Source organism: Serratia sp. root2 (assembly GCF_031931805.1).
GTDB classification, from domain to species: Bacteria; Pseudomonadota; Gammaproteobacteria; order Enterobacterales; family Enterobacteriaceae; genus Serratia; species Serratia inhibens.
Genome location: NZ_JAUJXB010000001.1, coordinates 2,532,933 through 2,558,795, shown reverse-complemented (window position 1 = coordinate 2,558,795; position 25,863 = coordinate 2,532,933). Strand labels below are relative to the sequence as shown.

The window sequence follows — 25,863 nt, the reverse complement described above, 5'->3', positions numbered from 1 at the left end:
TGATATACCGCTGACGGATAAAAGCGCAACTCAGGTTGCGCTTTTTTTACGACATTCACCGGGTTCCCCTTTGCTCATACCTTTTTCATCAACCTCATTTTAGATTTTCATCACACCCTTCCATCATCAATTTCTTGATATAAGGTTTCATTCAGTTAACACTACCTTATATATTCGTGATGCGAATTAATGTCATTTGGAGAGCGCTCTCATTTTTTCCTTTCTGGCTGATGGTTTTCGTCAAGCTGAAACCATTAATCGTCTCTGGTTGACCTCGTATCAATATTTATTCTGATTTTATTGAATTTTTTATTCAGACTCCTCTTTGCACAGCGACGTAACGCAATCTCATCGATATGTGCTCTTTGTCATACTTTGACAAATCTCCCTCATTTTTCATTTGATAATTCGCGTCGCGAAAAATAGTCTAGCTGTAGCAATAAGTGCTGTGGGGATTTCACCCCGCCGCAATATTTTTTTACCCGGTTGGGTTTTTTATTGGCAGTCGTGCAGGGCAGTGGTGAACACGGGCGGCTGCAACTTTTAAAGTTAAGTCAAAGAGGAATTTCATTATGGGTACGCACGGTGCTCAGCGTAAAACGCTGGCGCTCGCTATCGCGGGTGCGCTGTTGGGAACAGGGTTTGCCATGGCTCCTGAGGCGAAAGCCGCAGGGTTTGTCGATGATTCCACGCTGACCGGCGGTATTTATTACTGGCAACGTGAGCGCGACCGTAAAGATCTCAATCCGACCAGTGACGATTACAATAAATACACCACCAACCTGTCGCACTCGACGGCCAACCTGAGCCTGGATTTCGCTTCGGGCTATGCCTGGGATATGTTCGGTCTGGACGTGGGCGCGTTTACCGCCATCGAACTGGCCGAATCCAGTGCCAGTGGCCACCCGAACGAAATCGCGTTCTCCTCGAAAAACCGTACCTATGATGAAGATTATACCGGCGACAAAGGCGGCATCAGCCTGTATAAAGCGGCCGGCAAGTTCAAATATGGCCCGCTTTGGGCGCGTGCCGGTTATATCCAGCCAAGCGGTCAGACGCTGCTGGCGCCGCACTGGAGTTTTATGCCTGGCACCTATCAGGGGGCCGAGGCCGGGGCCAAGTTTGACTACGGCGATGCCGGCGCGTTGAGCTTCTCCTACATGTGGACCAACAAGTACAAGGCGCCTTGGCATATCGAGATGGACGACTTCCGCCAAAACGATAAAAAAACCGGCGTGTCCTACCTGCACTCATTAGGCGCCAAGTACGACTTCAAAAATGATCTGGTGCTGGAAGCGGCGTTCGGCCAGGCCCAGGGCTATGTAAATCAGTACTTCACCAAGGCGTCTTATAAGTTCGATCTGTTGGGTAACCCGTTAACTACCAGCTACCAGTTCTACGGTGCGGAAGACCGCATCAGCGACAAAAACGATGCCAACAGCATTTACGACGGTCTGGCCTGGCTGCAGGCGTTGACCTTCGGCTACACCACCGGTCAGTTCAACTGGCGGTTGGAAGGCACCATGGTGAAAGCCGAAGGCAATCAGGGCTTCTTCCTGCAGCGTATGACGCCAACCTACGCCTCTTCCAATGGTCGCCTCGACGTGTGGTGGGATAACCGCTCCGACTTCAACGCCAACGGCGAGAAAGCCGTTTATGCCGGCGTGATGTACGACCTGAGCAACTGGAATATTCCGGGCATGGCGGTGGGCGGTTCTTACGTGTATGCCTGGGATGCCAAACCCAGCACCAACCCGATCTACGATCAGGGCCAGCGTCTGAAAGAGAGCGCCTGGAGCCTGGACGCCATGTACACCGTGCAGGAAGGCCGCGCCAAAGGCACCTTGCTGAAACTGCATTACACCCAGTATGACAATCACACCAACATCCCAAGCTGGAGCGGCGGTTACGGCAACATCTTCCAGGATGAGAAAGACGTCAAATTCATGGTTATCGCGCCATTCACCATCTTCTGATGCCCTCCCCGGCGATGACGCCGGGGAAGCTTAAAAGGGACATGACAATGAAAAAAATGATGCTGACGTTGGCCGCCGTCGTCGCGCTGAATGCCTGTGTGCAACCTCCCGCACCGCCGGAAGATACCAAATTGAAACAGGCGTACAGCGCCTGCATTAACACTGCGGAAGGTTCGCCGGAAAAACTGCAGTCGTGCCAGGCGGTGCTGAACGTGCTGCGGCAAGAAAAGCAGCACCAACAGTTTGCCGCGCAGGAATCGGTGCGCGTGATGGATTATCAAAGCTGCATTCAGGCAGCCCACAGCGGTAACGGCCAGGCCTACGACGCCAAATGCGGCAAGATTTGGAAAGAGATCCGCGAAAATAACAATTAATTAAGGACGATGTTAACGATGAACAAATTTAAATTGAACGCGCTTGCCGTCCTGACGGCGACCGTTGGATTGTTTGGCGGCGTGGGGAACGTAATGGCCGATCAACAGCTGGTGGATCAACTGAGCCAGTTAAAATTGAATTTAAAGATGGTGGACAACCGCGCGGCCGACAGCGGCCTGGATTGCGGCAAGTTGGGCGCCGATTGGGCAGCCTGCAATAAAGTCCTGATCGGCCTGACCAACGATAATCAGGATATTAACGGCCAAGACTGGGCGATCTATTTTCACAGTGCCCGCCAGACTATGAGAGTGGATAACGACCAGTTTACCGTCTCTCATTTGACCGGGGATCTGTACAAACTGGCGCCGACCGATAAATTTACCGGGTTCCCTGCCGGTAAAACGGTGGAAATTCCGATTATTGCGGAATACTGGCAACTGTTTAAAACCGACTTCGTACCGCGCTGGTACGCGACCTCCGGCGATGCCAAGCCAAAAATTCTGCTCAATACCGATACCGAAGATCTAAACCGGTTTGTTGCGCCCTTTACCGGTGATCAGTGGAAGCGCACCAAGGATGACAACAATATCCTGATGACCCCGGCCTCTCGTTTCACTAAAAACGCCGAGCTGAAAACCTTACCGGCCGCGTCGCTGCGAGGTCAAATCGTGCCGACGCCGCTGGAAGTGAAAGTGCACCCGCAGGATGTGGATCTGAGCAAAGGCGTGGCGCTTGAACTGAGCGCGTTGAGCAAGCCGGCTGCCGACGCGGCAGCTGAACGCTTTGCGCTGCTGGGGGTGACCAAGAATGCGGGCGGCTATCCAATAAAAACCGATATCCAACCGGGTAAATTTAAAGGAGAGCTGGCGGTGCCGGGCGCTTATGAGCTGAAGATTGGCAATAAGGAAGCGCGGGTTATCGGCTTCGATCAGGCCGGGGTGTTCTATGGCCTGCAGTCTATTTTGTCGCTTGTCCCGACAGACGGCAGCGCCAACATCGCCACGCTGGACGTGAAAGATGCACCGCGCTTCCAGTATCGCGGCATCTTCCTGGACGTGGCGCGCAATTTCCACCAGAAAGATGCGGTGCTGCGCCTGCTGGATCAGATGGCGGCTTACAAACTCAATAAATTTCACTTCCACCTGAGCGATGACGAAGGCTGGCGCATTGAAATCCCGGGCCTGCCGGAGTTGACCGAAGTCGGGGGGCAACGTTGTCACGACCTGAGCGAAACCACCTGCCTGCTGCCGCAATACGGTCAGGGGCCTGACGTGTACGGCGGGTTCTTCTCGCGTCAGGATTACATCGACATTATCAAATATGCCCAGGCGCGCCAGATTGAGGTGATCCCGGAAATCGACATGCCGGCGCATGCCCGTGCGGCGGTGGTATCGATGGAGGCGCGCTACAAAAAGCTGCATGCCGCCGGGAAAGAGAAAGAGGCGGACGAGTTCCGTCTGGTGGACCCGACAGATACCTCGAACACCACTTCGGTGCAGTACTTTAACCGTCAAAGCTACCTGAACCCCTGTCTGGATTCATCCAGGCGCTTTGTCGATAAGGTGATCGGCGAAATTGCCCAGATGCACAAAGAGGCCGGGCAACCGCTGCGCACCTGGCACTTTGGCGGCGATGAAGCGAAAAACATTCGTCTGGGTGCGGGCTATACCAATTTGACCAAGCCGGAGGCGGGAAAAGGTATCATCGATCAGAGCAAGGAAGACAAACCTTGGGCGAAATCTCAGGTGTGCCAAGCGATGATTAAAGAAGGCAAAGTGGCCGATATGGAGCACTTGCCAAGCTACTTCGGGCTGGAGGTCAGCCAACTGGTGAAGGCGCACGGCATTGACAGAATGCAGGCTTGGCAGGATGGTCTGAAAGATGCGAAAGACGCCAAGGCATTCGCCACGCAACGCGTTGGGGTGAACTTCTGGGATACCCTGTATTGGGGCGGTTTTGATAGCGCGAACGATTGGGCGAACAAAGGCTACGAAGTTATCCTTTCCAACCCGGATTACGTTTACATGGACTTCCCGTATGAGGTGAACCCGGACGAGCGCGGCTACTACTGGGGGACACGCTTCAGCGACGAACGGAAAATGTTCAGTTTCGCACCGAATAACCTGCCTCAGAACGCCGAAACCTCGGTTGACCGCGACGGCAACCATTTTACCGCCAAGAGCGACAAACTCTGGCCGGGGGCTTACGGCATCTCTGCGCAGATGTGGAGTGAAACCCAACGCACCGATCCGCAAATGGAATACATGATCTTCCCACGCTCGTTGTCGGTGGCTGAACGCGCATGGCACCGCGCCGGCTGGGAACAGGATTACCAGGCGGGGCGTGAGTATAAAGGCGGGGAAACCCACTTTGTCGACAGCAAGAAACTGGATCAGGACTGGCTGCGCTTTGCCAATATTCTGGGGCAGCGCGAATTGGCGAAACTGGACAAGGGCGGGGTGAGCTATCGCTTGCCGGTTCCGGGCGCTCGTGTGGTGAGCGGCAAGCTGGAAGCCAATATCTCGCTGCCGGGCCTGGGCATTGAGTATTCCGTCGATGGCGGCAAACATTGGCAGCGGTATGACGCCAAAGCCAAACCTGCGGTAACCGGCGACGTACACATCCGGGCAGTAAGCCCGGATGGCAAGCGTTATAGCCGTGCAGAGAAAGTGTAAGCCTTAACCGTGGCCCGTCTGATTGCAGGCGGGCCATTTTTTTCAACGGTAACGTTCGGCGGTAATCAATCATGAATTCGATACGGCTGACGTTTATGGTGGTCGCTTTTTGCTCCGGTATTGCCGGCGCACTGCAAATACCGACGCTGAGCCTGTTCCTTACTACTGAAGTGCAGGTCACGTCGTTATGGGTCGGTTTTTTTTATGCGGTTAACGCCGGGACGGGCATCGCGGTCAGTTTCTTGCTGGCAAAAAAATCCGATCGCCAGCGTGATCGGCGCAATCTGATTATAAGCTGTTATTTATTGGCTGCGGGCAACTGTCTGCTGTTTGCGTTTAACCGCAATTATTTGACGTTAATTACGGCGGGCGTGCTGTTAACCGCCATCGCCAATACGGCGATACCGCAATTATTTGCGCTCGCGCGCGAGTATGGGGAGAAAACATCGCATAACGTGGCGATGTTCAGCGCGATTATGCGCGCCCAGCTTTCGCTTGCCTGGGTATTTGGTCCGCCATTGGCCTTTATGCTGGTGATGAATTACGGCTTTACGGCAATGTTTATGTTTGCCGCTGGGATATTCCTGTTGGTCACGCTGTTGGCCTGGCGGGTATTGCCCTGCGTGGTGCGAACCGAAGATGGCAACGTTGCTATTGATCCGCCGTTGCGGCAAAAAGGGGCCTTCGATAAAGACGTTGGCCTGCTGTTTTGCGCATCGGTATTGATGTGGACCTGCAGCGCCCTGTATCTGATCGATGTGCCGCTGTATATCAGCGCCGAGTTGGGGTTGTCGCAGAGCCTGACCGGTTGGATCATGGGCGTTGCCGCCGCGATCGAGATCCCGATCATGATTCTGGCCGGTCGTTATGTGAACCGAGTGGGCAAGCGCCCGATGATGGCGGGCGCAATCGTGGCCGGCATACTGTTTTATGCCGGCATGCTGTGGTTTACCACCGCTGGCGGGTTGCTGGCTCTGCAGGCGTTTAACGCGATATTTATCGGCATTATCGCCACCGTCGGCATGCTCTATTTTCAGGATCTGATGCCGGATCGAGCCGGAATGGCCACCACGTTGTTTACCAACAGTATTTCAACCGGCGTGATCCTGGCCGGTATATTACAAGGGGTTCTGACCGAGTTCGGGCCGCATTCCTCCGTTTATCTGTTAGCCGTGTTACTGCTTTTAATTGCTTTGCCCGTGGGGTGTAAAGTTCGGGAAGTTTAGTGGTTTCTGAGTGAGTCGTTTATTTTTAAACACAAACAAGGATACATGATGGCTATATTAGTGACGGGCGGTGCCGGTTATATCGGTTCGCATACCGTATTGGCATTACTGGAAAGGGGAGAGGGCGTTGTCGTGTTAGACAACTTGTCCAACAGTTCACCGGAATCGCTTTTTCGGGTGGAGAGGCTGACCGGTAAAAAAGTGATCTTTTATCAGGGGGATATTCAAGAGCATCATTTACTGGATCATCTCTTTCGCCAGCATGATATTCATGCGGTTATTCATCTTGCCGGGTTAAAGTCGGTTCGAGAGTCTACTGAAGAGCCACTGAAGTATTATCAAAATAACATTTCCGGTTCGCTGATCGTGCTGGACAGAATGCGACATGCCGGTGTGCGGCAATTTATTTTCAGCTCTTCAGCCACCGTTTACGGGCCGGCGGAATATACCCCGCTGACGGAGAGTTGCCGCGTCGGGCAGACGACGAATCCTTACGGCACTTCCAAGCTGATTGTGGAGCAAATCCTGGCGGAGTTTGCCAGAACCGCGCCGCAGATGGCGATCACCGCGCTACGTTACTTTAACCCGGCCGGGGCGCACGAGTCGGGGTTGATCGGTGAAGATCCCGCAGGCATTCCCAATAATCTTCTGGCTTACCTGGCACAGGTGGCTATTGGCAAACTTGCGGTGTTGCCGGTGTATGGCAATGACTATCCCACCAGCGATGGCACTGGGGTGCGGGATTACATTCACGTTATGGATCTGGCCGAAGGGCATTTGAAAGCGCTGGATAATCTGCGGCCGGGTTTTAATGTGTATAACCTGGGCACCGGCAAAGGCTATTCGGTACTGGAGATTATCCAGGCATTTGAGCGCGCCTGCGGATTTAAAATCGCCTATCAAATTAACCCGCGCCGTGCGGGAGATATTGCCGAGTGTTGGTCCGATCCGACGCTGGCGGCGGAAAAATTAGGTTGGCAAGCCAAAAGAAGCCTGGAAAAAATGGTTCGCGACGCCTGGCATTGGCAGAGCAAAAATCCACAGGGATACGGATCTTGTGCACCGCTGGTGGGGGGGTGACGTGAAACTTAACGACGAGCGTTTGGAATTGATGCAGCGCGACCTGTTTCGCGCCGACTATGAGGCCTGGATTAATAACCTGAAGTTAGCGTTCGTGAAATATCAGCGCCAGCTTTCCCCGGCATTACTGGGGCAGTACCAGCGAGGGGTTAGCCAGCTGAGAGCGTGGCTGGCTGATCAGGGGCGTTTATTCGATGCCGCGCAGTGCTCCTCATTATTCTGCGTTCCTACGCGCCAGTTGGCCGCGCAGCAAAAATTGCTGCACCGCATCTGGCTGGGCGGCGCCATTCCAGACGATGCCAGAGAGGTTATCTCCCAATGGGGAGATGCGCAGCAGGCTGTTCACCATGCAACCGCCGACGAATGGGTCGGGATACTCTGGGTATGGGATGCGCGGCAACTCAGAAACGAGGCGTATTTTACCCCAGCGGCGGAAGTGAAAGGTGGGCTTTTGGGGGAGTTCGATGCCGGCAACCACCGGTTGCAGGTGCATTCGCTGAGCGAGCTGGCGCAAAAAAGGGTCGGCGGCAACCTGGGTTTTATCCACGCACTCCATGATAAGCGCTATTACGCCACGCTTTCTGACTACTTTCGCTTTTTGATCCTGATCGAAATGGGGGGAATGTATATGGATATCGACACCCTTCCGCACCGTTCAGCGACGTTTTTTCTGCTGAAGCCGGAAGTGCCGGATTACCTTCAGCTCCTGCCTAATGGCGAAGTCAGTCACGTCAGCGGGTTGAATTTGTTTCTTGATGAAACCGGGATGATCGTTGGTTGCAGCGGCGATAGGTCGTTGTGCGAAATATTGGCGGGTCTGGATCAGATCTATGCGGCGCAAACCGGTGAAGTGCCGGATAAAAACCCTGTTTATGAAAGAAAGTTGTTCGATGAGTTTTATCTGTTGTGGAGCCGCCACATCGGCAGGACTCTCCTCAGCCACGATAGTTTCTGCAAGGATCACGGGGTTCATTATGACGCTGTTCCGCAGGCGGTGACCTGCGGTATCCGCGGTATGCGCCTGTTGGAAGATGTGATCACCAATGAGACGTTGCCGCTGGGGGAGGACGAACTGCACAGCTATCGGCAATGCATTAGTCGGCTGGAGCGGGTGGATTGGCAGCTTGAGCAACCGGCTGAACTGGCGCGGCATGCGGAAATATTTACCGTCGATGAGGTGCCGCGCATGGCCTACCCGGCGCAGATAAGGTCCGATATCGATCACTACCATTACTATTCGGTGCTGTCCCATGATCGCGCGCTGGATCGAGTGAACCAGCTTTTCGGCGAGTATCTGATAGCCGATAACCGACGGCAGATCGACGAAGGCAATTACTGGCGGCCAACCGTCGGAGCGGTCGATAGGGGATTGCCGCTAGCGCAGAGGGGGCTGCATTTTCTGCCGGGGCGGCAGGCGGACGAAGCGGACAAGACCCGCATGGCGAAGCTGATTTTTGCCACCAGCTATCTGGAATATTGTTCTGTCGGCAACCCGGCCGGGATGGATCTGGTGTCTCTGCAGCAGGCGCAAAATATCGACCCCTATCTGGACCTGATCACCCTGGCTTACGATCGGTGCGGGGCGTTTGTCGGATTTTTCACTGCGGCGAGCGTTGACGAATTGTATGGCGTTGAGGCGAGTTATCTGTATCGCGATGAAATAAAGCCGCTTGATGAGGCCTACGACGATTTTGTGCGAACACAAAGCATGGAGGACGATTACTTTATCTGCAGCCTGGCCATCGAGAGCCGGTTCCGCGGACAGGGCTATTTTAACCCGTTGTTTTCCCTTATTAAGCAGCGCGCACAGCAGCGGCGGGCAAAACATATCGTGCTGTGCGCATGGCAAAGCAGCGATGCCTGCCAAATCTACCTGAACAAAGGGTTCCGCGTTCGCGGCGTTTTCGACTATGCCTGGCCGATTTTCTTCGATCGGCTGCTGTTTCTTGAATATGTATTGTGACGAGTTTACCCATCCGCGTGTCGGCGGGTGAGTTGACGGTGAAGTGAGTGTAAGTGGGTAGTGAGAGAAGTACCGCGGAGAAGTGCCGCTGCAATTGTTGTCTTTCAGATGTGATTTTCCCCGGGCCTGTCCGGGGATTTTTTTGTCCCTTATTTGATGCATAAAAAAACCGCCGTTAAGGCGGTTCTCAATGCCGGTTTAGGGCATTATTTTTTGTCGTGCAAGGTGTCGTCTTCACGGCAATCACCGATTTCACAGTGACCATACAGGTACAGGCTGTGGTTGGTGAGCTTGATGCCGTGTTGCTTGGCGATATCACGCTGACGCACTTCGATAGACTCATCGCTGAATTCGATCACTTTGCCGCAGTCCAGGCAAATCAGGTGATCGTGGTGATGCTGTTGGGTCAATTCGAACACGGACTTGCCGCCTTCGAAGTTGTGACGGGTCACAATGCCGGCATCATCAAACTGGTTCAGTACGCGGTAAACTGTCGCCAGGCCAATTTCTTCGCCCATGTCGATCAGTTTTTTGTACAAATCTTCCGCACTGACGTGATGGCATTCCGGATTTTGCAGTACTTCCAGGATTTTGAGTCGCGGAAGCGTGACTTTTAGGCCGGCCTTCTTCAATGCGGTGTTGTTGTCAGTCATGCGGATTCAGTCCTGTTACTATGCTAATCAAGTTGAGGCATTCTTGCCTGTGGCATCGGTCGGCACAAAGAGTTAATTGCGTGTCATTATAGAACCGGTTGCCCTAAATGGAAACCGCCGGTTGTTAACAAAGATATCATGGCACAATTGCATGTTACACACGCAACGTCTTGATGGATGGGATAAACCGATATCTCAGTCTACCTTGACGATGTGGGAAGTTACAAACATGTAGCTTCTATTGCAGAAATCCGTGCTACCGATGAACGGCCCTGCTGGCAACACTATGCACTTTGCAGGGCTTTTGTTCAACCTTTGCGGGTTAGCCGACGATATCGGCCAGGCTCAGTTCTTCGCTGATCTGCTTCACCCAGGCTGCGACGCGATCGTTGGTCAATTCCGGTTGACGATCTTCGTCAATCGCCAGGCCGATGAAGAAATTGTCATCCGCCAAACCTTTCGATGCTTCGAAGTGGTAACCCTTGGTCGGCCAGTGACCGACAATCGCGGCGCCGCGTGGCTCAATGATGTCGCGGATGGTGCCCATCGCATCACAGAAATATTCCGCGTAGTCTTCCTGATCGCCGCAACCGAACAGCGCAACCAGCTTGCCGTTGAAATCGATTTCTTCCAGCGTCGGGAAGAAATCATCCCAATCGCACTGGGCTTCGCCGTAGTACCAGGTAGGAATACCCAACAGCAGGATGTCGAAAGCTTCTAGGTCCTCTTTGCTGCTTTTGGCGATGTCGCGGATTTCCGACACCTCTGGACCAAACTGCTGCTGAAGAATTTTCTGGATCATCTTGGCAATGTTTTCGGTATTGCCAGTGTCGCTGCCAAAGAAAATGCCTACATTAGCCATATCGCGTATAACCTTTAAATTCAATTAATTGCATTGCACGATGTTAGCGCTGAACGCGATAACACCGATTAAAATGATGACATGGCAAGAATCTGCCTCTTACCGGTAAGTGCGTATCATGCCAGAGATTTACCCCGGGGTTTTATCGCGTTTATGCGATGCCGGGAGGAATAAAACGGTGTTGGGTGTCATCCATAACACCGTGCCGCATGTGCGGCTGCAAAGATCAATGTTCCGGCTGTTCATCCGCCAGTTGTGCCAGCAGCATTTGCTCAATAAGCTCGCTGCGGCTGATATTACGCTGTTCCGCCAGTTTGTTCAGGGCGTCCACCGCATCCGCGTTGATTTTCAGTTCCACACGCCGTAAGCCACGGACTTTATCGCGTCGAAGCTGATTACGCTTATTGATTCTAAGCTGTTCATCTCGGGATAGCGGGTTGGTTTTCGGGCGCCCCGGACGGCGTTCATCTGCGAACAGATCCAGCGTCGTGCGATCCGTTTGTTCTTTTGCCATAGGTAGCGGTACTGCAAGGGAGTTTGCATCAAAAAGCGTATACGCTTCCGGACGGTTCGGTTAACACACTTCGGGCCAATAAACCCTAACCCAAATTCACCCCCAGCCTGACGTTACTAAACACGCTGAGCAGGGCGGTAAAATTATAGCGCGCCATATTACCCCAGCAGATAGAGCAACGACAATGTTTAACTGAACCGAAAACGCGCTAAGCCGTTATCTTTAGCGCGTTTTTTCGCCAGCGGGTGGTTTTTGTTCAGGCTTCGTCGAGAAAACGGTGGATGGCGCGCAGTACCGCCTCCGGTTTTTCCGCGTGAACCCAGTGGCCTGTGCCGGCAACCACGTGCGCTCGCGCCTGCGGGAACTGACGCGCGATATCTTCACGGTAGCTGTCCTGAACATAGGGTGACAGGCCGCCGCGGATAAACAGCGTCGGGTGCGGCCATGCGGGAACGTCCTGCCAGCCGGTGACGTTTTCGTATTGGTCGATCAGCACCGGCAGATTAAAGCGCCACTCGCCCTGATGAAAGGACTTCAGCAGAAACTGGATCACGCCTTCTTCCTGCAGGTAGTCGCGCATCAATTCCGCCGCCTGCTGGCGTTGGGTGATGCCGGCCGCGCTCACCGCTGTCAAGGCGGCGAAAATCTCGTCGTGGCGACGAGTGCGGTAATCCACCGGCGCCACGTCGATAACGATCAACTTTTCAACCCGTTCCGGGGCGATCGCCGTCAGCGCCATCGCGGCTTTACCGCCCATGGAGTGGCCGATCACAATCGCCTTCTCCAACTGCAACTCATCGAGCAGAGCCAGCAGGTCCTGCGCCATCTCGGGATAGGTCATTACCGCAGAACGCGGCGAAAGGCCGTGGTTGCGCAGATCGACTTTAATCACGCTGTGCTGTTGATTCAGATCGCGCGCCAGCACGCCCAGATTGTCCAGATTGCCGAACAGCCCGTGGATCAGCACTACCGGCAGGGCGGCGGACTCGGTGGCCAGCAGTTGATAATGTAATTTCATGGCGAAGTTCATACTGAGAGAGATTCAGATTAGGGTATCATGATTAAAACACACGACGAATATGCCCGTCGCCTTTCAAGCAGCAGCGTTGTTAGCGGCAACTTGCAATCCGGAGGGTATAACGCGGATTTCTCGAGGTTCGGGCTTGGCAGCGCCGACTATAGGTATTAGTCTGCATTTTCCGCCCGCAGACACATAGTTGTGTTCGCTCTTGCGTTTTTAACCTTATAATCCCATGGCTTGAATGCAGGATCTGGCTTCAGGTTCTAAGTAGAAAAAAACAGTACTGGATAAAGATGAAAACTATTGAAGTCGACGAAGAGCTTTACCGTTATATTGCCAGCCACACGCAACATATTGGTGAGAGCGCGTCCGATATTTTGCGCCGTATGTTGAAGTTTACCGCAGGCCAGCCATTGCGCGTCGCGCCTGTCACCAGTGCTCAGAGCGCCGAGCAGGATAAAGCCGTCGCCGCGCAGCGTCCTCGCGATCGTGTACGCGCGGTGCGCGAGCTGTTGCTGTCGGACGAATATGCCGAACAGAGCAGAGCGGTTAATCGTTTTATGCTGGTACTTTCGACCTTGTATACTCTCGATGCGGCGGGCTTTGCCGCAGCTACCGATGCATTGCATGGCCGCACCCGCACCTATTTTGCCGGCGATCAGCAAACCCTGCTGGCGAACGGAACGCATACCAAGCCAAAGCACGTTCCGGGAACGCCTTACTGGGTGATCACCAATACCAACACCGGTCGTAAACGCAGCATGGTTGAACATATCATGCAGGCTATGCAGTTCCCTGCGGAACTGACAGATAAAGTTTGCGGCACTATCTAATTTAGCGAACAGCCCGTCATGGTGGCCGTGAGCGACATATTGCCCGGCTGCCGGACAGGGATTAGGGAGATATGTCGATGGCGAACAACCCACGTGCCGGGCAGCCGGCTCAGCAAAGCGATTTGATCAACGTGGCCCAGCTGACGTCGCAGTACTATGTACTGCAGCCGGAAGCGGGCAACGCCGCACACGCGGTGAAGTTCGGTACTTCAGGGCATCGCGGCAGCGCCCTGCGTCACAGCTTCAATGAAGCCCATATCCTCGCTATCGCTCAGGCGATTGCAGAAGTGCGTCGCCAGCAAGGGGTTACCGGCCCTTGCTACGTCGGTAAAGACACCCACGCGCTGTCGGAACCGGCCTTTATTTCTGTGCTGGAAGTCCTGACCGCCAACGGCGTAGACGTGATCGTGCAGGAAAATAACGGCTTTACGCCAACCCCTGCGATATCTCATGCCATTTTGTGCCACAACCGCAACGGCGGGGCGCTGGCCGACGGCATCGTCATTACCCCTTCGCACAACCCGCCTGAAGACGGCGGCATCAAGTATAACCCGACCAACGGCGGCCCGGCCGACACCAACCTGACCTCAGTGATTGAAAAGCGCGCCAACGAACTGCTGGCGCAGCAGCTGAAAGGCGTTCAGCGCCAGTCGCTGGACAAAGCCTGGAACAGCGGTCATCTGCACGCGCAGGATTTGGTGCAACCTTATGTGGAAGGGCTGGTGGACGTGGTTGATATGCCCGCCATTCAGCGTGCCGGCCTGAAGCTGGGCGTTGATCCGCTTGGCGGCTCAGGTATTGCCTACTGGCAGCGCATAGCCGAGCATTACAAGCTGGATCTGACGCTAGTCAACGACTCCATCGATCAGACCTTCCGCTTTATGCACCTGGACCACGACGGCATTATCCGTATGGACTGCTCGTCAGAATCTGCGATGGCCGGCCTGCTGGCGCTGCGCGACAAGTTCGATCTGGCGTTCGCCAATGACCCGGACTACGATCGCCACGGTATCGTGACGCCTAAAGGCCTGATGAACCCGAACCACTATCTGGCCGTTGCCATTAACTACCTGTTCCAGCATCGCCCGCAGTGGGGCGCCGATGTGGCCGTGGGCAAAACGCTGGTTTCCAGCGCGATGATTGACCGCGTGGTGGCCGATCTGGGCCGCAAGCTGGTGGAAGTGCCGGTCGGTTTCAAATGGTTTGTTGACGGTCTGTTCGACGGCAGCTTCGGTTTTGGCGGTGAAGAGAGCGCCGGGGCTTCGTTCCTGCGTTTCAATGGCACTCCGTGGTCGACCGACAAAGACGGCATCATCATGTGCCTGCTGGCGGCGGAAATCACCGCAGTGACGGGTGAAAACCCGCAGAATCATTACGAAGATCTGGCCAAGCGTTTCGGCGCACCGAGCTATAACCGTATTCAGGCACCGGCTACCCATGCGCAGAAAGCCGCATTGGCCAAGCTGTCGCCGGAAATGGTCAAGGCCAACACGTTGGCGGGTGACCCGATCACTGCTCGTCTGACGGCGGCTCCGGGTAACGGAGCCTCTATCGGCGGCCTGAAAGTGATGACCGACAACGGCTGGTTTGCTGCGCGTCCTTCAGGTACCGAAGAAGCCTACAAAATCTATTGTGAAAGCTTCCTGGGCGCCGAACACCGCGAAAAAATCGAGCATGAAGCGGTGGAGATCGTCAGCGAAGTGCTGGCTTCTGCCAAATAATCTCTCCTCTTCCTGATGAAAAGCGCTGTTTTTACAGCGCTTTTTTTATGTCTGTAATTTAGATATATCTATTTACAAAGGCCGTTTGCGCATTTAGATATATCGATCTAGATTAGATATATCGAAGTGGATTAGATATATCTAAATCACCTCGTCGACTGACTATTCATTGAGAGGTAAAACCCTATGTTCCATCGATTAGGTTTACACCGCCTGCACGGTTGCCACCATGACGGCGAAGAAGGGCACGAGCATCGTCGGCGCGGCGGGCGCCACCACTTTGGCGGCGAGCGCGACGAAGAACATGGACGCGGCGGCCGTGGCGGGCGTCACCGCATGTTTGAACATGGCGATTTGCGGTTGGTGCTGCTGGCGCTGGTGGCGCGCAAGCCGAGTCACGGCTATGAGCTGATCAAGGCGATCGACGAGGCTTCCTCCGGCTTGTACGTGCCAAGTCCAGGCGTTATTTATCCGACTCTGACGCTGTTGGAAGAGCAAGACTTCCTCGAACCGATCACCACCGGTAACGGCCGCAAGAGCTACCAAATCACCGCGCTTGGCCAGAGTGAACTGCAAAAGCACCAGGCCACGGTCGAGCTGATCCTTGCTCGTTTAGCCGGTGCCGGCCGCAGCCATCACCATCACGGCAATTTGGCGGAGGGTATTTCCGAAGCCATGAACCGCCTGCGCAGTTTGCTGCGCGGTAACGTGATGCGCGCCGATCTCTCTCCCCGGCAGGTTGAACGCATCAATCAGGCGTTGCTCACCGCAGTGGCGACTATCGAAAGCGAAATGAACATTCGCCCAGCAGCGCAGGAGAACGACTGATGCCAGGCCACCGTTTCCGTATCACCGTTGAAGCCCTTAACGATCGCAAAGGCGACCCGGTCGATAAAGCGCCGTTGAGTTTTGAAGTGGAAAATCACGACGATATTCTTGGCATCGTCGAGCGAATCAAAGCGCGTGAAGATCTGAATTTTGGCGAAGATAAAAGTGCGGCCTTTGCCGTCGGCTTGAAGCTGTTCTCGGAAGTGATGATCGAGAACCGCAAGCATCCTGTTTTCGCTCCTCTGCGCGAGGCGTTCAAGGAATTCATGATGGGGTTGAAGAAAGGGCCGCATTCATAGATGCGTCGCACAGGCCCCGTGAAGTGGGTTTGCGTTTAACACAATGGCAACTATCATTAACTCTGGTCATTTTATCAAAGTAATAGGTTGCCATTCTATTTAATAGATATTTCAAGATTGTTGAAACTAAAAAAATCCATAAAATCAGTTGTTCTGCAGTAATTAACTACAGTAAATAATAATTACCCTAATTAATTAAATGCTAACAATGGCATTATTTATTTCCCCTTACCGCCATTATATTGATGGTGATAAAGTTTCTTGATATTCAAAGGATTGCTTTTAGGTGTGGGTTCGAAAATGAATTCACGCCGAGCCGTACTGCGCCTGCTTTATCATGAAAGGGGGAGTGATGAGAAAAACATCCGTTAGCAGTAATAAAAAAAACGATGCTTTTGATTACGCAGTTTATTCTAATGTGCCGGCAGAGGAAAATCCCCGTTATTATTATGACTTTCCGCTAAAAGCGGTTTATAGCCGTGAAGATATCACTCCATTTCCCTACGTGGATGCCTTGCCGGGAATGCCGCCTTATATTCGTGGACCTAATGCGACGATGTATACGGTAAAACCCTGGACCATAAGACAATATGCCGGGTTTTCTACCAGTCAAGAGTCCAATGCTTTTTACCGTAAAGCGCTGGCGGGGGGAATGCAGGGGATTTCCGTGGCTTTTGATCTGGCTACGCACCGTGGGTATGACTCGGACCACCCTCGTGTAGAAGGCGATGTCGGCAAGGCTGGCGTCGCCATTGATTCCGCAGAGGATATGAAAGCCCTGTTTGACGGTATCCCGCTCGATCAGGTTTCGGTATCGATGACGATGAACGGCGCCGTTTTGCCGATTATGGCAGCCTACATTGTTGCCGCGGAAGAAAGCGGCGTAGCGCCAGAACAGCTTAAAGGAACTCTGCAAAATGATATTTTGAAAGAGTTCATGGTTCGTAATACCTATATTTATCCTCCCGTACCTTCAATGCGTATTGTCACCGATATTCTCGCTTACACCGCAGAGTTCATGCCGAAATTCAACGCACTGTCCATTTCGGGTTACCACATGCAAGAGGCCGGCGCGCCTGACGTACTGGAGTTGGCGCTGACGCTGGCTAATGGCAAAGCCTATGTTCAGGCGGCTCTGGATCGCGGATTGAAAATCGATGATTTTGCCGGCCGGCTGAGTTTCTTTTTCGGCATGGGCATGCAGTTCTATGCCAACATCGCCAAGCTGCGTGCCGCCCGCCTGCTATGGTGCCAAATCATGCAGTCATTTGGCGCCAGTAAGCCCAACTCATTGTTGCTGCGTACGCATTGCCAGACTTCGGGCTGGTCGCTGACGGAGCAAGATCCGCTGAACAATGTGGTACGCACCACCATTGAAGCAATGGCCGCCGTTTTCGGCGGGACCCAGTCTCTGCACACCAATGCATTCGATGAAGCCATGGGGTTGCCAACCGATAACTCCGCCAGGCTCGCCCGCAATACCCAACTCATTTTGCAGGAGGAGACCGCCATCTGTGACGTGGTCGATCCCTGGGCCGGCTCTTACATGATGGAAACGCTGACGATGGCGATGGCGGAAGGGGCGCAAAACATCATGAACGACATCAGTGCCATGGGTGGAATGCTGGCCGCTCTGGAAAAAGGCTGGGTGAAACAACAAATTGAACATTGTTCGGCCATTACCCAGGCGCAGATTGATTCCGGCAGAAAAGTGATTGTTGGCGTCAATAAGTATCAGTTACCTGGAGAGCGGCCGCTTGAGGTTCGCTTTATTGACAACAGCAAAGTGCGGGCTCAGCAAATAGCTCGGCTGGCGTCGCTGCGCCAGCGACGCAATGACACCCAGGTGGCTCATGCATTGGCGGCATTGACGCGCAGTGCCGAGGGCGATGGCAATTTATTGGCTGCGGCAGTCGACGCAATGCGTCTGCGGGCCACGGTCGGTGAAGTGACCGCCGCGCTCGAGCAGGTATGGGGGCGCTATCAGGCAAAGCCGCAGTTTGTCACCCATGTTTATGGCGAGGAGCTCAAGCACGACCCGCAATGGCAAAGAGTGCAAGCGCAGATTGGCGCGTTCACCCGGCAACTGGGCCAGAGGCCAAAATTGCTGATCGCAAAAATGGGGCAGGACGGACACGATCGGGGGGCAAAGGTGGTGGCCGCCGGTCTGCATGACATGGGCTTTGACGTTGTATTGGGCGCGTTATTCCAGACCCCGGAAGAAGTGGTGCAACAGGCTGGCGCAAGCCACTGCCATGCTATTGGCGTCTCATCGCTGGTGGCTGGGCATAAAACGCTGGTGCCGGCATTAATGGCGGCCCTGGCGGCGGCCGGTAAAGAGGACATCACCGTGTTCGTTGGCGGGGTGTTGCCTGTTGCCGATTACCCGTTTCTCTTCGATTGCGGTGTGGCCGATATTTTTGGCCCTGGTACGCCGTTGCTGACCTGCGCCGATCGGATCCTGGAACACATTGGACGCCAGCAGGTTTCTCAAAAGAGTTCCGCAGCAATTCATCCTACAAACATCAAGTGAGGCGCATATGAACGGTGAGCAGCAAGGGCAGACCTTCAAATATAAACTGGCGGGCATCTCTACGTTGATTGGCCAGGTGGTATCAATGGATGAATGGGCTGAATCGTTTAAAATTCCACACCGGAAAAAACCGGGGCAATACTTAAGCGGCAAGGACATCCAAAAAATCATTGGCCCCGTGGAGTCCAAAAGCTGGGATCCGGATTTATTTCGCGATTTCACTCATGTCGTCAGTGTAGCGAAAGAGGCGATGCAGGGAGCGGGGCTTGGCCCGAACGATATTGACGTCGTGATGGTAGCCAGCAGCACCCCGTATGAGGTTCAACTGGATTACGACTCTTTTCGCCTGATGCGAGCGCTGGGGATCCCCGATCATATTCCGCCATTACAATTGGCTGCCGGCTGTGCCGGTATGGGGCGAGCGCTGTCTTTAGCCGCCCGTTTGCAGGCGAAAAATATCCTGGTAGTGACGTATGAAATCTCGAGCCTGTACATGGTTTCACCCATTTACCGTTATAACAGCGCGCACCCGTTGCGCGATTCGCTATGGGCTTCGCCGGCGCTATTTTCGGACGGCATAGCGGCGATCGTATTAAGACACCATGACGATGCGCAAGGCTACAGTCTTTATAGCCGGGACTCGCTGTCCTTCGGTGATGAAGCGGGGTTTGAGGATCCGCTCATTCATTATCCCGGCGGCGGCGGATTGAATCCTCCCGGTGTGGAGCGTAATGATGAACTGGCTTGCTATGCGATGGCGGGCGATCAAACCAAACGTTACTATGCAAAAGGGATGAAATTGAATCACCTGGGGTTGGCTCAATATAATAGCAATTATTACAATGAGGTAGCGCGAATTTATACCCATCAGGCCAGCCCTAATATGGTCGAAAGCTATATTGAGCAATACTGTCATGAGACCCAGGTGGAGCAGGGTAAATTCAGTACTCACGCCCGGCGTTATGGCAACCTGGTGATCCCGAGTACGCTAAAACTTATTCACGATGATTTGAAAGAGAAAAAACTCCATTCCGGTGAGGATATTGCCGTGCTGGTAGTCGGTGCCGGGCCGGAAAGAGGCGCGTTTCTCATTGGGGTGGAATAACCGCTCAGGCCGCATGTGGCGCTCGCTAAATCACATGCGGCACCCATAACGTCAAGGCATAAATCGATACCCGACGCCGGTCTCGGTCAGCAGGTGTTTCGGCCGCGCCGGGTCGGCCTCCAGCTTCTGCCGCAGGTGTCCCATATAAATGCGCAGATAGTGGCTGTGTTCGACGTAGTTCGGCCCCCAGACGTGGCTCAGCAACTGACGTTGGGTGATCACTTTGCCGGAGTTGGCCAGCAACTCGGCCAGCAGACGAAACTCGATCGGCGTCAGGTGCAAGTCTTCGCCATTGCGCAGCACGCGGCGGTTGATCAGATCGACGGTGATTTCGGAAAAGCTGATCAGCGGGCTCTCCTGCTGGCTACCGGAGTGGCGGCGCAAGGCAACCCGCACCCGCGCCAGCAACTCGCCGATGCCAAACGGCTTGCTGAGATAGTCGTCTGCCCCGGCGTCCAGTGCGGCGACCTTGTCTTCTTCGGCATTGCGCGCCGAGAGGACGATCACCGGAATGGCGCTCCACTGCCGCAGATCGCGGATATAGTTCAGCCCGTCGCCGTCCGGCAACCCTAAATCGAGAATAATCAGATCCGGTTTACGCGTGCCGGCTTCAATCAGCCCGCGTTGCAGTGTCTCGCTTTCAAACACCCGCAGACCTTCGCTCTCCAATGCGATGCGCACGAAACGCCGGATCTCTTTCTCATCTTCGACAATCAGAATATTGGTTGGCGTGCTGCTCACAGTGCTCCCAGGGTTTGATTACAGATCAAAGGATTCGCCGTCAATTTCGGGCGGTTTCTCCAGCGGCAGGACAAAACGGAAACTGGCACCGCCGTTGGCGCCATTTTCCGCCCAGATGCGCCCGCCGTGCACTTCAATAATGGCACGGCAAATCGCTAACCCCAACCCCACGCCGGGGATTGCCGACTCTTTATTGCCGCGAGAGAATTTATCGAAAATCAGCTGTTTTTTCCCCTCGGGAATGCCGGGGCCATTGTCCCAGACTTCGACTTCCAGCCACTCCGGCAGAGTATGGGCGCGAATGCCGATAATAGCATCGATGCCGGCGTATTTATTGGCGTTTTCCAACAGGTTAGTGAAGACGCGTTCCAGCAGGCTGCCGTCGCAATTGACCAGCACCAGCTCAGGCGGCAGCTCAACCTTGATCTGGTGTTGGGTCAGCAACGGTTCCAGCATGTGCAGCGATGCGCCGACGATCTCTTCCAGCGATTGCCACTCTTTACGCAGGTTAAAGCCGCCGGACTGAATACGCGCCATATCCAGCAGGTTATTCACCAGCCGGGTGGTGCTCAGCACTTGCTGTCGGATCTGGCTGGCCTGCGGCGCATGGCTGGAGCCTTCGGCCGCCAGATCGAGCGTCAGAATTTCCGCCTGACCGAACAGCACCGTCAACGGGGTGCGTAAATCGTGGGACAGTGCCGCCAACAAAGAGTTACGCAGTTGTTCACGCTCGGCGTCCAGCTTGGCTTCCTGGGCGCTGCGCGCCAGGTACAACCGCTCCAGCGCGCTGGCGATCAGCACCGTAAAGGTTTGCAGCAAGCGCTGTTGTTCCGGCACCATCAGTTGGCGCAGGTTACTGGGTTCGATAGCCAGCAGGCCGAAGGTTTGCTTTGACGTGGTTAACGGCAGGAGTTGATAAGGCACGCCGGGCAGGGTGTCGGTACCGGCACCGGCCGGCATACCCTTGTCAAAGCTCCAGCGGGCAATGGCCTCATCCACCGACAACAGCCCGCCGGTCTCGCCGACCATCTGTTGCAGCCTGCCATCCTCCTGGGGCAGCAGCAGCACGGTTTTGGCCTGGAAGCTGCTGGAGAGAAAATGGCGGCTGGTCTTGGCGATATCTTCAGGGGTCAGCGCCTGACTCAGGCCGCGTGAGATCTCATACAAGTGGCGGGCTCGCTGTTCGCGATAGCGTGCGACCCGGGCCTGGTAACGCACCCCCGCGGTCAGGTTACCGATGGTGATGCCGACGATCAACATGACGCCGAAGGTCAGCAGATATTGCATATCGCTGACGGCAAACGACCATTCGGGTTGAACGAAGAACAGGTCAAAGCTGGCGACGTTGATCACCGCCGCCAGCACCGACGGCCAGCGGCCGAAGAACAGCGCGACGATCGCCACGCCGAGCAGATACACCATCACCAGGTTGGCCTGGTCAAAACCCGGCAGCAGCCATTGCGAGAGCAGGGTGATCAGGGCGCACAGCGCCACGGCGACGGCACAGCCGCGCAATTGCATGCGCCACTTCTCCGTAAAGTTGCGGTTGTCATGCTCTTTGCCGGGCTGCGGGAAGCTGTCGTTTTCCAGCGCGACGATCACCAAATCGAGATCCGGCCCCAAGCGGCCAAGACGATCGGCGAAGCTGCCGCGCAGTTTCCAGCGCTGCTCGCCACGCCGGCCGATAATGATTTTGCCCAGGTTATGCTCGCGGGCGTAGCGCAGCACCGCACGTTCTTCGGAAGGGTCGGACAGGGTGGCGGTTTCGGCACCCAGCTCCTGCGCCAGCCGCAGCGCCCGCAGTATTGCCCGGCGTCGGTTTTCCGGCAGCCGGTGCAGCTTCGGCGTTTCCACATATACCGCATGCCAGTGGCAACCCAGCCGCGCCGCCAGTCGGGCGGCGATGCGCACCAGTTTTTCGTTGCCGCTGTTGTGGCCGACGCACAGTAAAATGCTGTCGCGGGTGTGCCATACTTTCTCTCGGCCCTGAGTGTCGCGAAAGGCGCGCATTTGGTCATCGACCCGATCGGCGGTGCGGCGCAGCGCCAGCTCGCGCAGGGCGATCAGGTTACCCTTGCGGAAAAAGTGCTCGATGGCGCGTTCGGCCTGACCGGGGAGATACACCTTGCCTTCATTTAGCCGCTGGCGGAGATCGTCCGGCGGCAGATCGACCAGCACCACTTCGGTGGCTTCGTCGAATACGTGGTCGGGCACGGTCTCACGCACCCGCACTCCGGTTACGCCGCCGACCACGTCGTTCAGGCTCTCCAGATGCTGCACGTTCACGGTAGTGAGCACGTCGATACCGGCGTCCAGCAGCTCCTCCACATCCTGCCAGCGTTTCGGGTGGCGTGAACCCTGGGCGTTGCTGTGCGCCAGTTCGTCCATCAGCACCAACGCCGGATGGCACGCCAGCGCGGCATCGAGATCAAACTCCTGCACCAGCCGGCCGCGATACTGGATACGCTTTTTCGCCAGCACGTCCAGGCCGGTCAACAGCGCAGCGGTTTCGCAGCGTCCGTGGGTTTCTACTACGCCGACCAGCACGTCCAGCCCCTGGCCGCGCAGGCGCTGCGCTTCTTGCAGCATGGCGTAGGTTTTGCCCACCCCGGCGCAGGCGCCGAAGAACACCTTCAGCCGGCCGCGCGGTTTTTCATTGGCTACCGCCAGCAGGCTGTCAGGATCGGGGCGCTGCTGTTCTTCTTCGACCATTACAATTCCTTGCGTAACAAAGCAAAAATGGGTTCGGCACGCCGAACCCTCTCACTATGCTGAATGCGGCGTATTATCGCAATGCGTCGAGCGCCAGGTTCAATTTCAGCACGTTAACCACCGATTCGCCCATAAAGTTGGGGGTTGCCTGATCGGTGTTTTCGTCAATCAGCCTGGCGATTTGCTCCTGCGGCAGTTGGCGCGCTGCGGCAACTCTGGCCAGTTGATATTGCGCCGCAGCGATGGAAATCTGCGGATCCAGCCCGCTGCCGGAGGCGGTCAGCAGATCGACCGGGATCGGGCCTTTCATCGCCGGATTGGCCTGCCGCAGTTGTGCTGCACGTTCGGCGATGGCCTTATCCAGCGCCGGGTTGGTGGCGGCCAGATTGCTGCCGGCGGACGCCATGGCATTATAGGCTGAATCACCGGTGGCAGAAGGGCGACCCCAGAAATACTCCGGCTTGGTAAAGTTTTGGCCGATCAGCGCCGACCCGATCACCTTGTCGCCCTGATACAGCAGCGAGCCGTTGGCCGCGCCGGAAAACAGCAACTGCGACAGCCCGGTGGTCAGCAGCGGATAGACAATGCCGGTAATCAACGTCAGCAGAATCAGCATTACCAGCGAAGGTCGTAAATAAGACATGTTCATTTCCTCTTAATTCTTAACCGGCGATATGCAAGGCGACCAGGACCAGATCGATCAGCTTGATGCCGACAAAGGGCACCAGCAGACCACCCACACCATACATCCACAGGTTGCGGCGCAGCAGCGCAGCAGCGCTCATGGGTTTATAGCTCACCCCTTTCAGCGCCAGCGGGATCAGGAATACGATCACCAGGGCGTTGAAAATGACCGCCGACATAATGGCGGAAGCGGGGGAGTGCAGGTGCATGACGTTCAGCGCGTTCAACTGCGGATAGGTTGCCGCGAACGCCGCCGGGATAATGGCGAAATATTTCGCCACGTCGTTGGCGATACTGAAGGTAGTCAGAGAACCGCGCGTCATCAGCATCTGTTTACCGATATGCACCACTTCAATCAGTTTGGTCGGGTTGGAGTCCAGATCGACCATGTTGCCGGCCTCTTTGGCGGCCTGGGTGCCCGAGTTCATCGCCACCGCCACGTCGGCCTGCGCCAGTGCCGGCGCATCGTTGGTGCCGTCGCCGGTCATCGCCACCAGTCGGCCTTCTGCCTGGTACTGGCGGATTAAGGCCAGTTTGGCTTCCGGCGTGGCTTCCGACAGGAAGTCATCCACCCCGGCCTCGGCGGCGATCGCCGCAGCGGTCAACGGGTTATCGCCGGTGATCATCACCGTTTTGATGCCCATTTTACGCAGCTCGGCGAAGCGCTCTTTAATGCCGCCCTTGACGATATCTTTCAGCGCCACCACGCCCAGCACCCGTGGCCCTTCGGCCACCACCAGCGGCGTACCGCCGGTGCGCGCGACGCTAGCCACCAGATCGTCCACCGCCTGCGGGAAGTGGCCCTGATTGGATTCCACGTGACGGCGAATGGCATCCACCGCCCCTTTACGGATCATGCGGTCCTGCACGTTGACGCCGCTCATGCGCGTCTGGGCGGAGAAGGGCACGAAGGTGGCGTTCAGCGCCTGCAGGTCGCGTTCGCGCAGGTTAAAGCGCTGCTTGGCCAGCACTACTATGCTGCGGCCTTCCGGCGTTTCATCGGCCAGGGAAGACAACTGCGCCGCATCGGCCAGATCCTGCTCCTTCACGCCAGGTGCAGGCAAAAACTCGGAGGCCTGACGGTTACCCAGCGTGATGGTGCCGGTTTTGTCCAGCAGCAACACGTCAACGTCGCCGGCAGCTTCCACCGCACGGCCGCTGGTGGCGATCACGTTAGCGCCCAGCATCCGGCTCATCCCCGCCACGCCGATGGCGGACAGCAGGCCACCGATAGTCGTTGGGATCAGGCAGACCAACAGCGCCACCAACACGGTGATGCTGACCACCGAGCCGCCTTTGGCGGCATCCACGCTGTACTGCGAGAACGGGAACAGCGTAGCGGTCGCCAGCACGAACACGATGGTCAGCGCCACCAGCAGAATGGTCAACGCCACCTCGTTCGGGGTTTTACGCCGTTTGGCGCCTTCCACCATGGCGATCATCCGATCGAGGAAGGTTTCGCCCGGGTTGACGCTGCACTGTACCACCAGCCAGTCGGACAGCACGCGGGTGCCGCCGGTCACCGACGAGAAGTCGCCGCCGGATTCGCGGATCACCGGCGCAGACTCACCGGTAATGGCGCTTTCATCTACTGACGCGCCGCCTTCAAGCACCTCACCGTCACAAGGGATGGTATCGCCGGCTTCCACCAGCACCACGTCCCCCTTGCGCAGGCTCTCGGCGGATACTTTTTCGGTAACGCCCTCGCGACCTGGCCCGGCCAGTTTCTTCGCCCAACTGGTTTTCTTGGTGCCCCTCAGGCTTTCTGCCTGCGCTTTGCTGCGCCCCTCGGCCAGCGCTTCGGCAACGTTGGCGAACAGCACGGTGAACCACAGCCACAGGGCGATGCTGCCGGTAAAGGCAGCGCTGCCGTCGGTCTTGCCGGCCAGGATCGCCAGCCAGATGACGGTGGTCAAAATACTGCCGATATACACCACGAACATGACCGGGTTACGCCATTGGGTGCGCGGATCCAGTTTTTTCACCGCATCGATCAGCGCGGTGCGGACCAATGCCGGTTCAAACAGTGCGCGTTGTTTGCGAGTCATCTTTTATTCTCTCT

Annotated in this window: 19 protein-coding genes and 1 pseudogene; 12 read left to right on the top strand and 8 right to left on the bottom strand. The window is 55.6% G+C overall.

Annotation, left to right across the window (positions count from 1 at the left end; all coding sequences use genetic code 11):
* Positions 1-572: 572 nt before the first annotated feature.
* The 6 genes from chiP to QZQ97_RS11815 all read left to right on the top strand — a co-directional run bounded on the left by chiP (position 573) and on the right by QZQ97_RS11815 (position 9,295).
* The gene (gene chiP, locus QZQ97_RS11840; RefSeq protein ID WP_311993584.1) at positions 573-1,976 is read left to right on the top strand and encodes a chitoporin ChiP; all 1,404 of its coding nucleotides are present in this window, start codon (positions 573-575) and stop codon (positions 1,974-1,976) included.
* Between the two features lie 47 nt (positions 1,977-2,023).
* Entirely contained in the window at positions 2,024-2,350 is a 327-nt protein-coding gene (gene chiQ, locus QZQ97_RS11835; protein ID WP_311993583.1) for a ChiQ/YbfN family lipoprotein, read from the top strand.
* 18 nt (positions 2,351-2,368) lie between these two features.
* Complete coding sequence (locus QZQ97_RS11830) at positions 2,369-5,026, top strand: beta-N-acetylhexosaminidase (protein ID WP_311993582.1); 2,658 nt, start codon at positions 2,369-2,371, stop codon at positions 5,024-5,026.
* Between the two features lie 71 nt (positions 5,027-5,097).
* Positions 5,098-6,252 carry an MFS transporter gene (locus QZQ97_RS11825; protein ID WP_311993581.1) on the top strand — a complete coding sequence of 385 codons (1,155 nt, stop codon included), beginning with the start codon at positions 5,098-5,100 and terminating at the stop codon, positions 6,250-6,252.
* 48 nt (positions 6,253-6,300) lie between these two features.
* Complete coding sequence (gene galE, locus QZQ97_RS11820; RefSeq protein WP_311993925.1) at positions 6,301-7,332, top strand: UDP-glucose 4-epimerase GalE; 1,032 nt, start codon at positions 6,301-6,303, stop codon at positions 7,330-7,332.
* Between the two features lies 1 nt (position 7,333).
* Positions 7,334-9,295, top strand: a complete 1,962-nt coding sequence (locus tag QZQ97_RS11815; RefSeq protein ID WP_311993580.1) for a glycosyltransferase — start codon at positions 7,334-7,336, stop codon at positions 9,293-9,295.
* 206 nt (positions 9,296-9,501) lie between these two features.
* Here QZQ97_RS11815 and fur read toward each other — a convergent pair whose 3' ends face one another.
* The 4 genes from fur to ybfF form a co-directional block, all read right to left on the bottom strand.
* Positions 9,502-9,948 (bottom strand): ferric iron uptake transcriptional regulator, encoded by a 447-nt coding sequence (fur, locus tag QZQ97_RS11810; protein WP_004949689.1) that lies wholly within the window; start codon positions 9,946-9,948, stop codon positions 9,502-9,504.
* 322 nt (positions 9,949-10,270) lie between these two features.
* A complete protein-coding gene (fldA, locus tag QZQ97_RS11805) occupies positions 10,271-10,810 on the bottom strand; it encodes a flavodoxin FldA (RefSeq protein WP_311993579.1) in 540 nt (179 codons plus the stop codon).
* A 226-nt stretch (positions 10,811-11,036) separates the two neighbouring features.
* Positions 11,037-11,324, bottom strand: a complete 288-nt coding sequence (gene ybfE / locus QZQ97_RS11800) for a LexA regulated protein (protein ID WP_004949692.1) — start codon at positions 11,322-11,324, stop codon at positions 11,037-11,039.
* 256 nt (positions 11,325-11,580) lie between these two features.
* On the bottom strand, positions 11,581-12,354 hold the full coding sequence (gene ybfF, locus QZQ97_RS11795; protein WP_311993578.1) for an esterase: 774 nt from the start codon (positions 12,352-12,354) through the stop codon (positions 11,581-11,583).
* 284 nt (positions 12,355-12,638) lie between these two features.
* Between ybfF and seqA the strand changes: the two genes are divergently transcribed.
* The 6 genes and pseudogenes from seqA (at position 12,639) to QZQ97_RS11765 (ending at position 19,664) form a co-directional block, all read left to right on the top strand.
* Positions 12,639-13,178 carry a replication initiation negative regulator SeqA gene (gene seqA / locus QZQ97_RS11790; protein ID WP_311993577.1) on the top strand — a complete coding sequence of 180 codons (540 nt, stop codon included), beginning with the start codon at positions 12,639-12,641 and terminating at the stop codon, positions 13,176-13,178.
* A 77-nt stretch (positions 13,179-13,255) separates the two neighbouring features.
* Positions 13,256-14,899 carry a phosphoglucomutase (alpha-D-glucose-1,6-bisphosphate-dependent) gene (gene pgm, locus QZQ97_RS11785; RefSeq protein WP_311993576.1) on the top strand — a complete coding sequence of 548 codons (1,644 nt, stop codon included), beginning with the start codon at positions 13,256-13,258 and terminating at the stop codon, positions 14,897-14,899.
* A gap of 186 nt (positions 14,900-15,085) precedes the next feature.
* Positions 15,086-15,727 (top strand): PadR family transcriptional regulator, encoded by a 642-nt coding sequence (locus QZQ97_RS11780; RefSeq protein ID WP_311993575.1) that lies wholly within the window; start codon positions 15,086-15,088, stop codon positions 15,725-15,727.
* A complete protein-coding gene (locus QZQ97_RS11775) occupies positions 15,727-16,026 on the top strand; it encodes a DUF3861 domain-containing protein (RefSeq protein WP_126480922.1) in 300 nt (99 codons plus the stop codon). The genes QZQ97_RS11780 and QZQ97_RS11775 overlap by 1 nt, the downstream gene beginning before the upstream one ends.
* Before the next feature lie 460 nt (positions 16,027-16,486).
* A pseudogene (scpA, locus tag QZQ97_RS11770) lies at positions 16,487-18,559 on the top strand (methylmalonyl-CoA mutase); the annotation flags it as partial.
* Entirely contained in the window at positions 18,498-19,664 is a 1,167-nt protein-coding gene (locus QZQ97_RS11765; protein ID WP_311993574.1) for a 3-oxoacyl-[acyl-carrier-protein] synthase III C-terminal domain-containing protein, read from the top strand. The pseudogene scpA and the gene QZQ97_RS11765, both read left to right, overlap by 62 nt.
* Before the next feature lie 51 nt (positions 19,665-19,715).
* Here the strand turns inward: QZQ97_RS11765 and kdpE are convergent, their stop codons facing one another.
* The 4 genes from kdpE to kdpB form a co-directional block, all read right to left on the bottom strand.
* Positions 19,716-20,405: a two-component system response regulator KdpE gene (gene kdpE / locus QZQ97_RS11760; protein WP_311993573.1), complete on the bottom strand. Its 690-nt coding sequence runs from the start codon at positions 20,403-20,405 to the stop codon at positions 19,716-19,718.
* 18 nt (positions 20,406-20,423) lie between these two features.
* A complete protein-coding gene (kdpD, locus tag QZQ97_RS11755; RefSeq protein WP_311993572.1) occupies positions 20,424-23,117 on the bottom strand; it encodes a two-component system sensor histidine kinase KdpD in 2,694 nt (897 codons plus the stop codon).
* Between the two features lie 73 nt (positions 23,118-23,190).
* Complete coding sequence (kdpC, locus tag QZQ97_RS11750) at positions 23,191-23,760, bottom strand: potassium-transporting ATPase subunit KdpC (protein ID WP_311993571.1); 570 nt, start codon at positions 23,758-23,760, stop codon at positions 23,191-23,193.
* Positions 23,761-23,779: 19 nt separating this feature from the next.
* Positions 23,780-25,849 (bottom strand): potassium-transporting ATPase subunit KdpB, encoded by a 2,070-nt coding sequence (gene kdpB / locus QZQ97_RS11745; protein WP_311993570.1) that lies wholly within the window; start codon positions 25,847-25,849, stop codon positions 23,780-23,782.
* Positions 25,850-25,863 lie beyond the last annotated feature (14 nt).

Excerpts from the sequence above, each read along its gene's own strand:
- ybfF (WP_311993578.1), bottom strand. The coding sequence starts at position 12,354 with ATGAACTTCGCCATGAAATTACATTATCAACTGCTGGCCACCGAGTCC.
- kdpC (WP_311993571.1), bottom strand. The coding sequence starts at position 23,760 with ATGTCTTATTTACGACCTTCGCTGGTAATGCTGATTCTGCTGACGTTG.
- chiQ (WP_311993583.1), top strand. The coding sequence starts at position 2,024 with ATGAAAAAAATGATGCTGACGTTGGCCGCCGTCGTCGCGCTGAATGCC.
- QZQ97_RS11830 (WP_311993582.1), top strand. The coding sequence starts at position 2,369 with ATGAACAAATTTAAATTGAACGCGCTTGCCGTCCTGACGGCGACCGTT.
- kdpB (WP_311993570.1), bottom strand. The coding sequence starts at position 25,849 with ATGACTCGCAAACAACGCGCACTGTTTGAACCGGCATTGGTCCGCACC.
- QZQ97_RS11825 (WP_311993581.1), top strand. The coding sequence starts at position 5,098 with ATGAATTCGATACGGCTGACGTTTATGGTGGTCGCTTTTTGCTCCGGT.
- fldA (WP_311993579.1), bottom strand. The coding sequence starts at position 10,810 with ATGGCTAATGTAGGCATTTTCTTTGGCAGCGACACTGGCAATACCGAA.
- chiP (WP_311993584.1), top strand. The coding sequence starts at position 573 with ATGGGTACGCACGGTGCTCAGCGTAAAACGCTGGCGCTCGCTATCGCG.
- seqA (WP_311993577.1), top strand. The coding sequence starts at position 12,639 with ATGAAAACTATTGAAGTCGACGAAGAGCTTTACCGTTATATTGCCAGC.
- galE (WP_311993925.1), top strand. The coding sequence starts at position 6,301 with ATGGCTATATTAGTGACGGGCGGTGCCGGTTATATCGGTTCGCATACC.
- QZQ97_RS11780 (WP_311993575.1), top strand. The coding sequence starts at position 15,086 with ATGTTCCATCGATTAGGTTTACACCGCCTGCACGGTTGCCACCATGAC.
- QZQ97_RS11775 (WP_126480922.1), top strand. The coding sequence starts at position 15,727 with ATGCCAGGCCACCGTTTCCGTATCACCGTTGAAGCCCTTAACGATCGC.
- kdpD (WP_311993572.1), bottom strand. The coding sequence starts at position 23,117 with ATGGTCGAAGAAGAACAGCAGCGCCCCGATCCTGACAGCCTGCTGGCG.
- pgm (WP_311993576.1), top strand. The coding sequence starts at position 13,256 with ATGGCGAACAACCCACGTGCCGGGCAGCCGGCTCAGCAAAGCGATTTG.
- ybfE (WP_004949692.1), bottom strand. The coding sequence starts at position 11,324 with ATGGCAAAAGAACAAACGGATCGCACGACGCTGGATCTGTTCGCAGAT.
- fur (WP_004949689.1), bottom strand. The coding sequence starts at position 9,948 with ATGACTGACAACAACACCGCATTGAAGAAGGCCGGCCTAAAAGTCACG.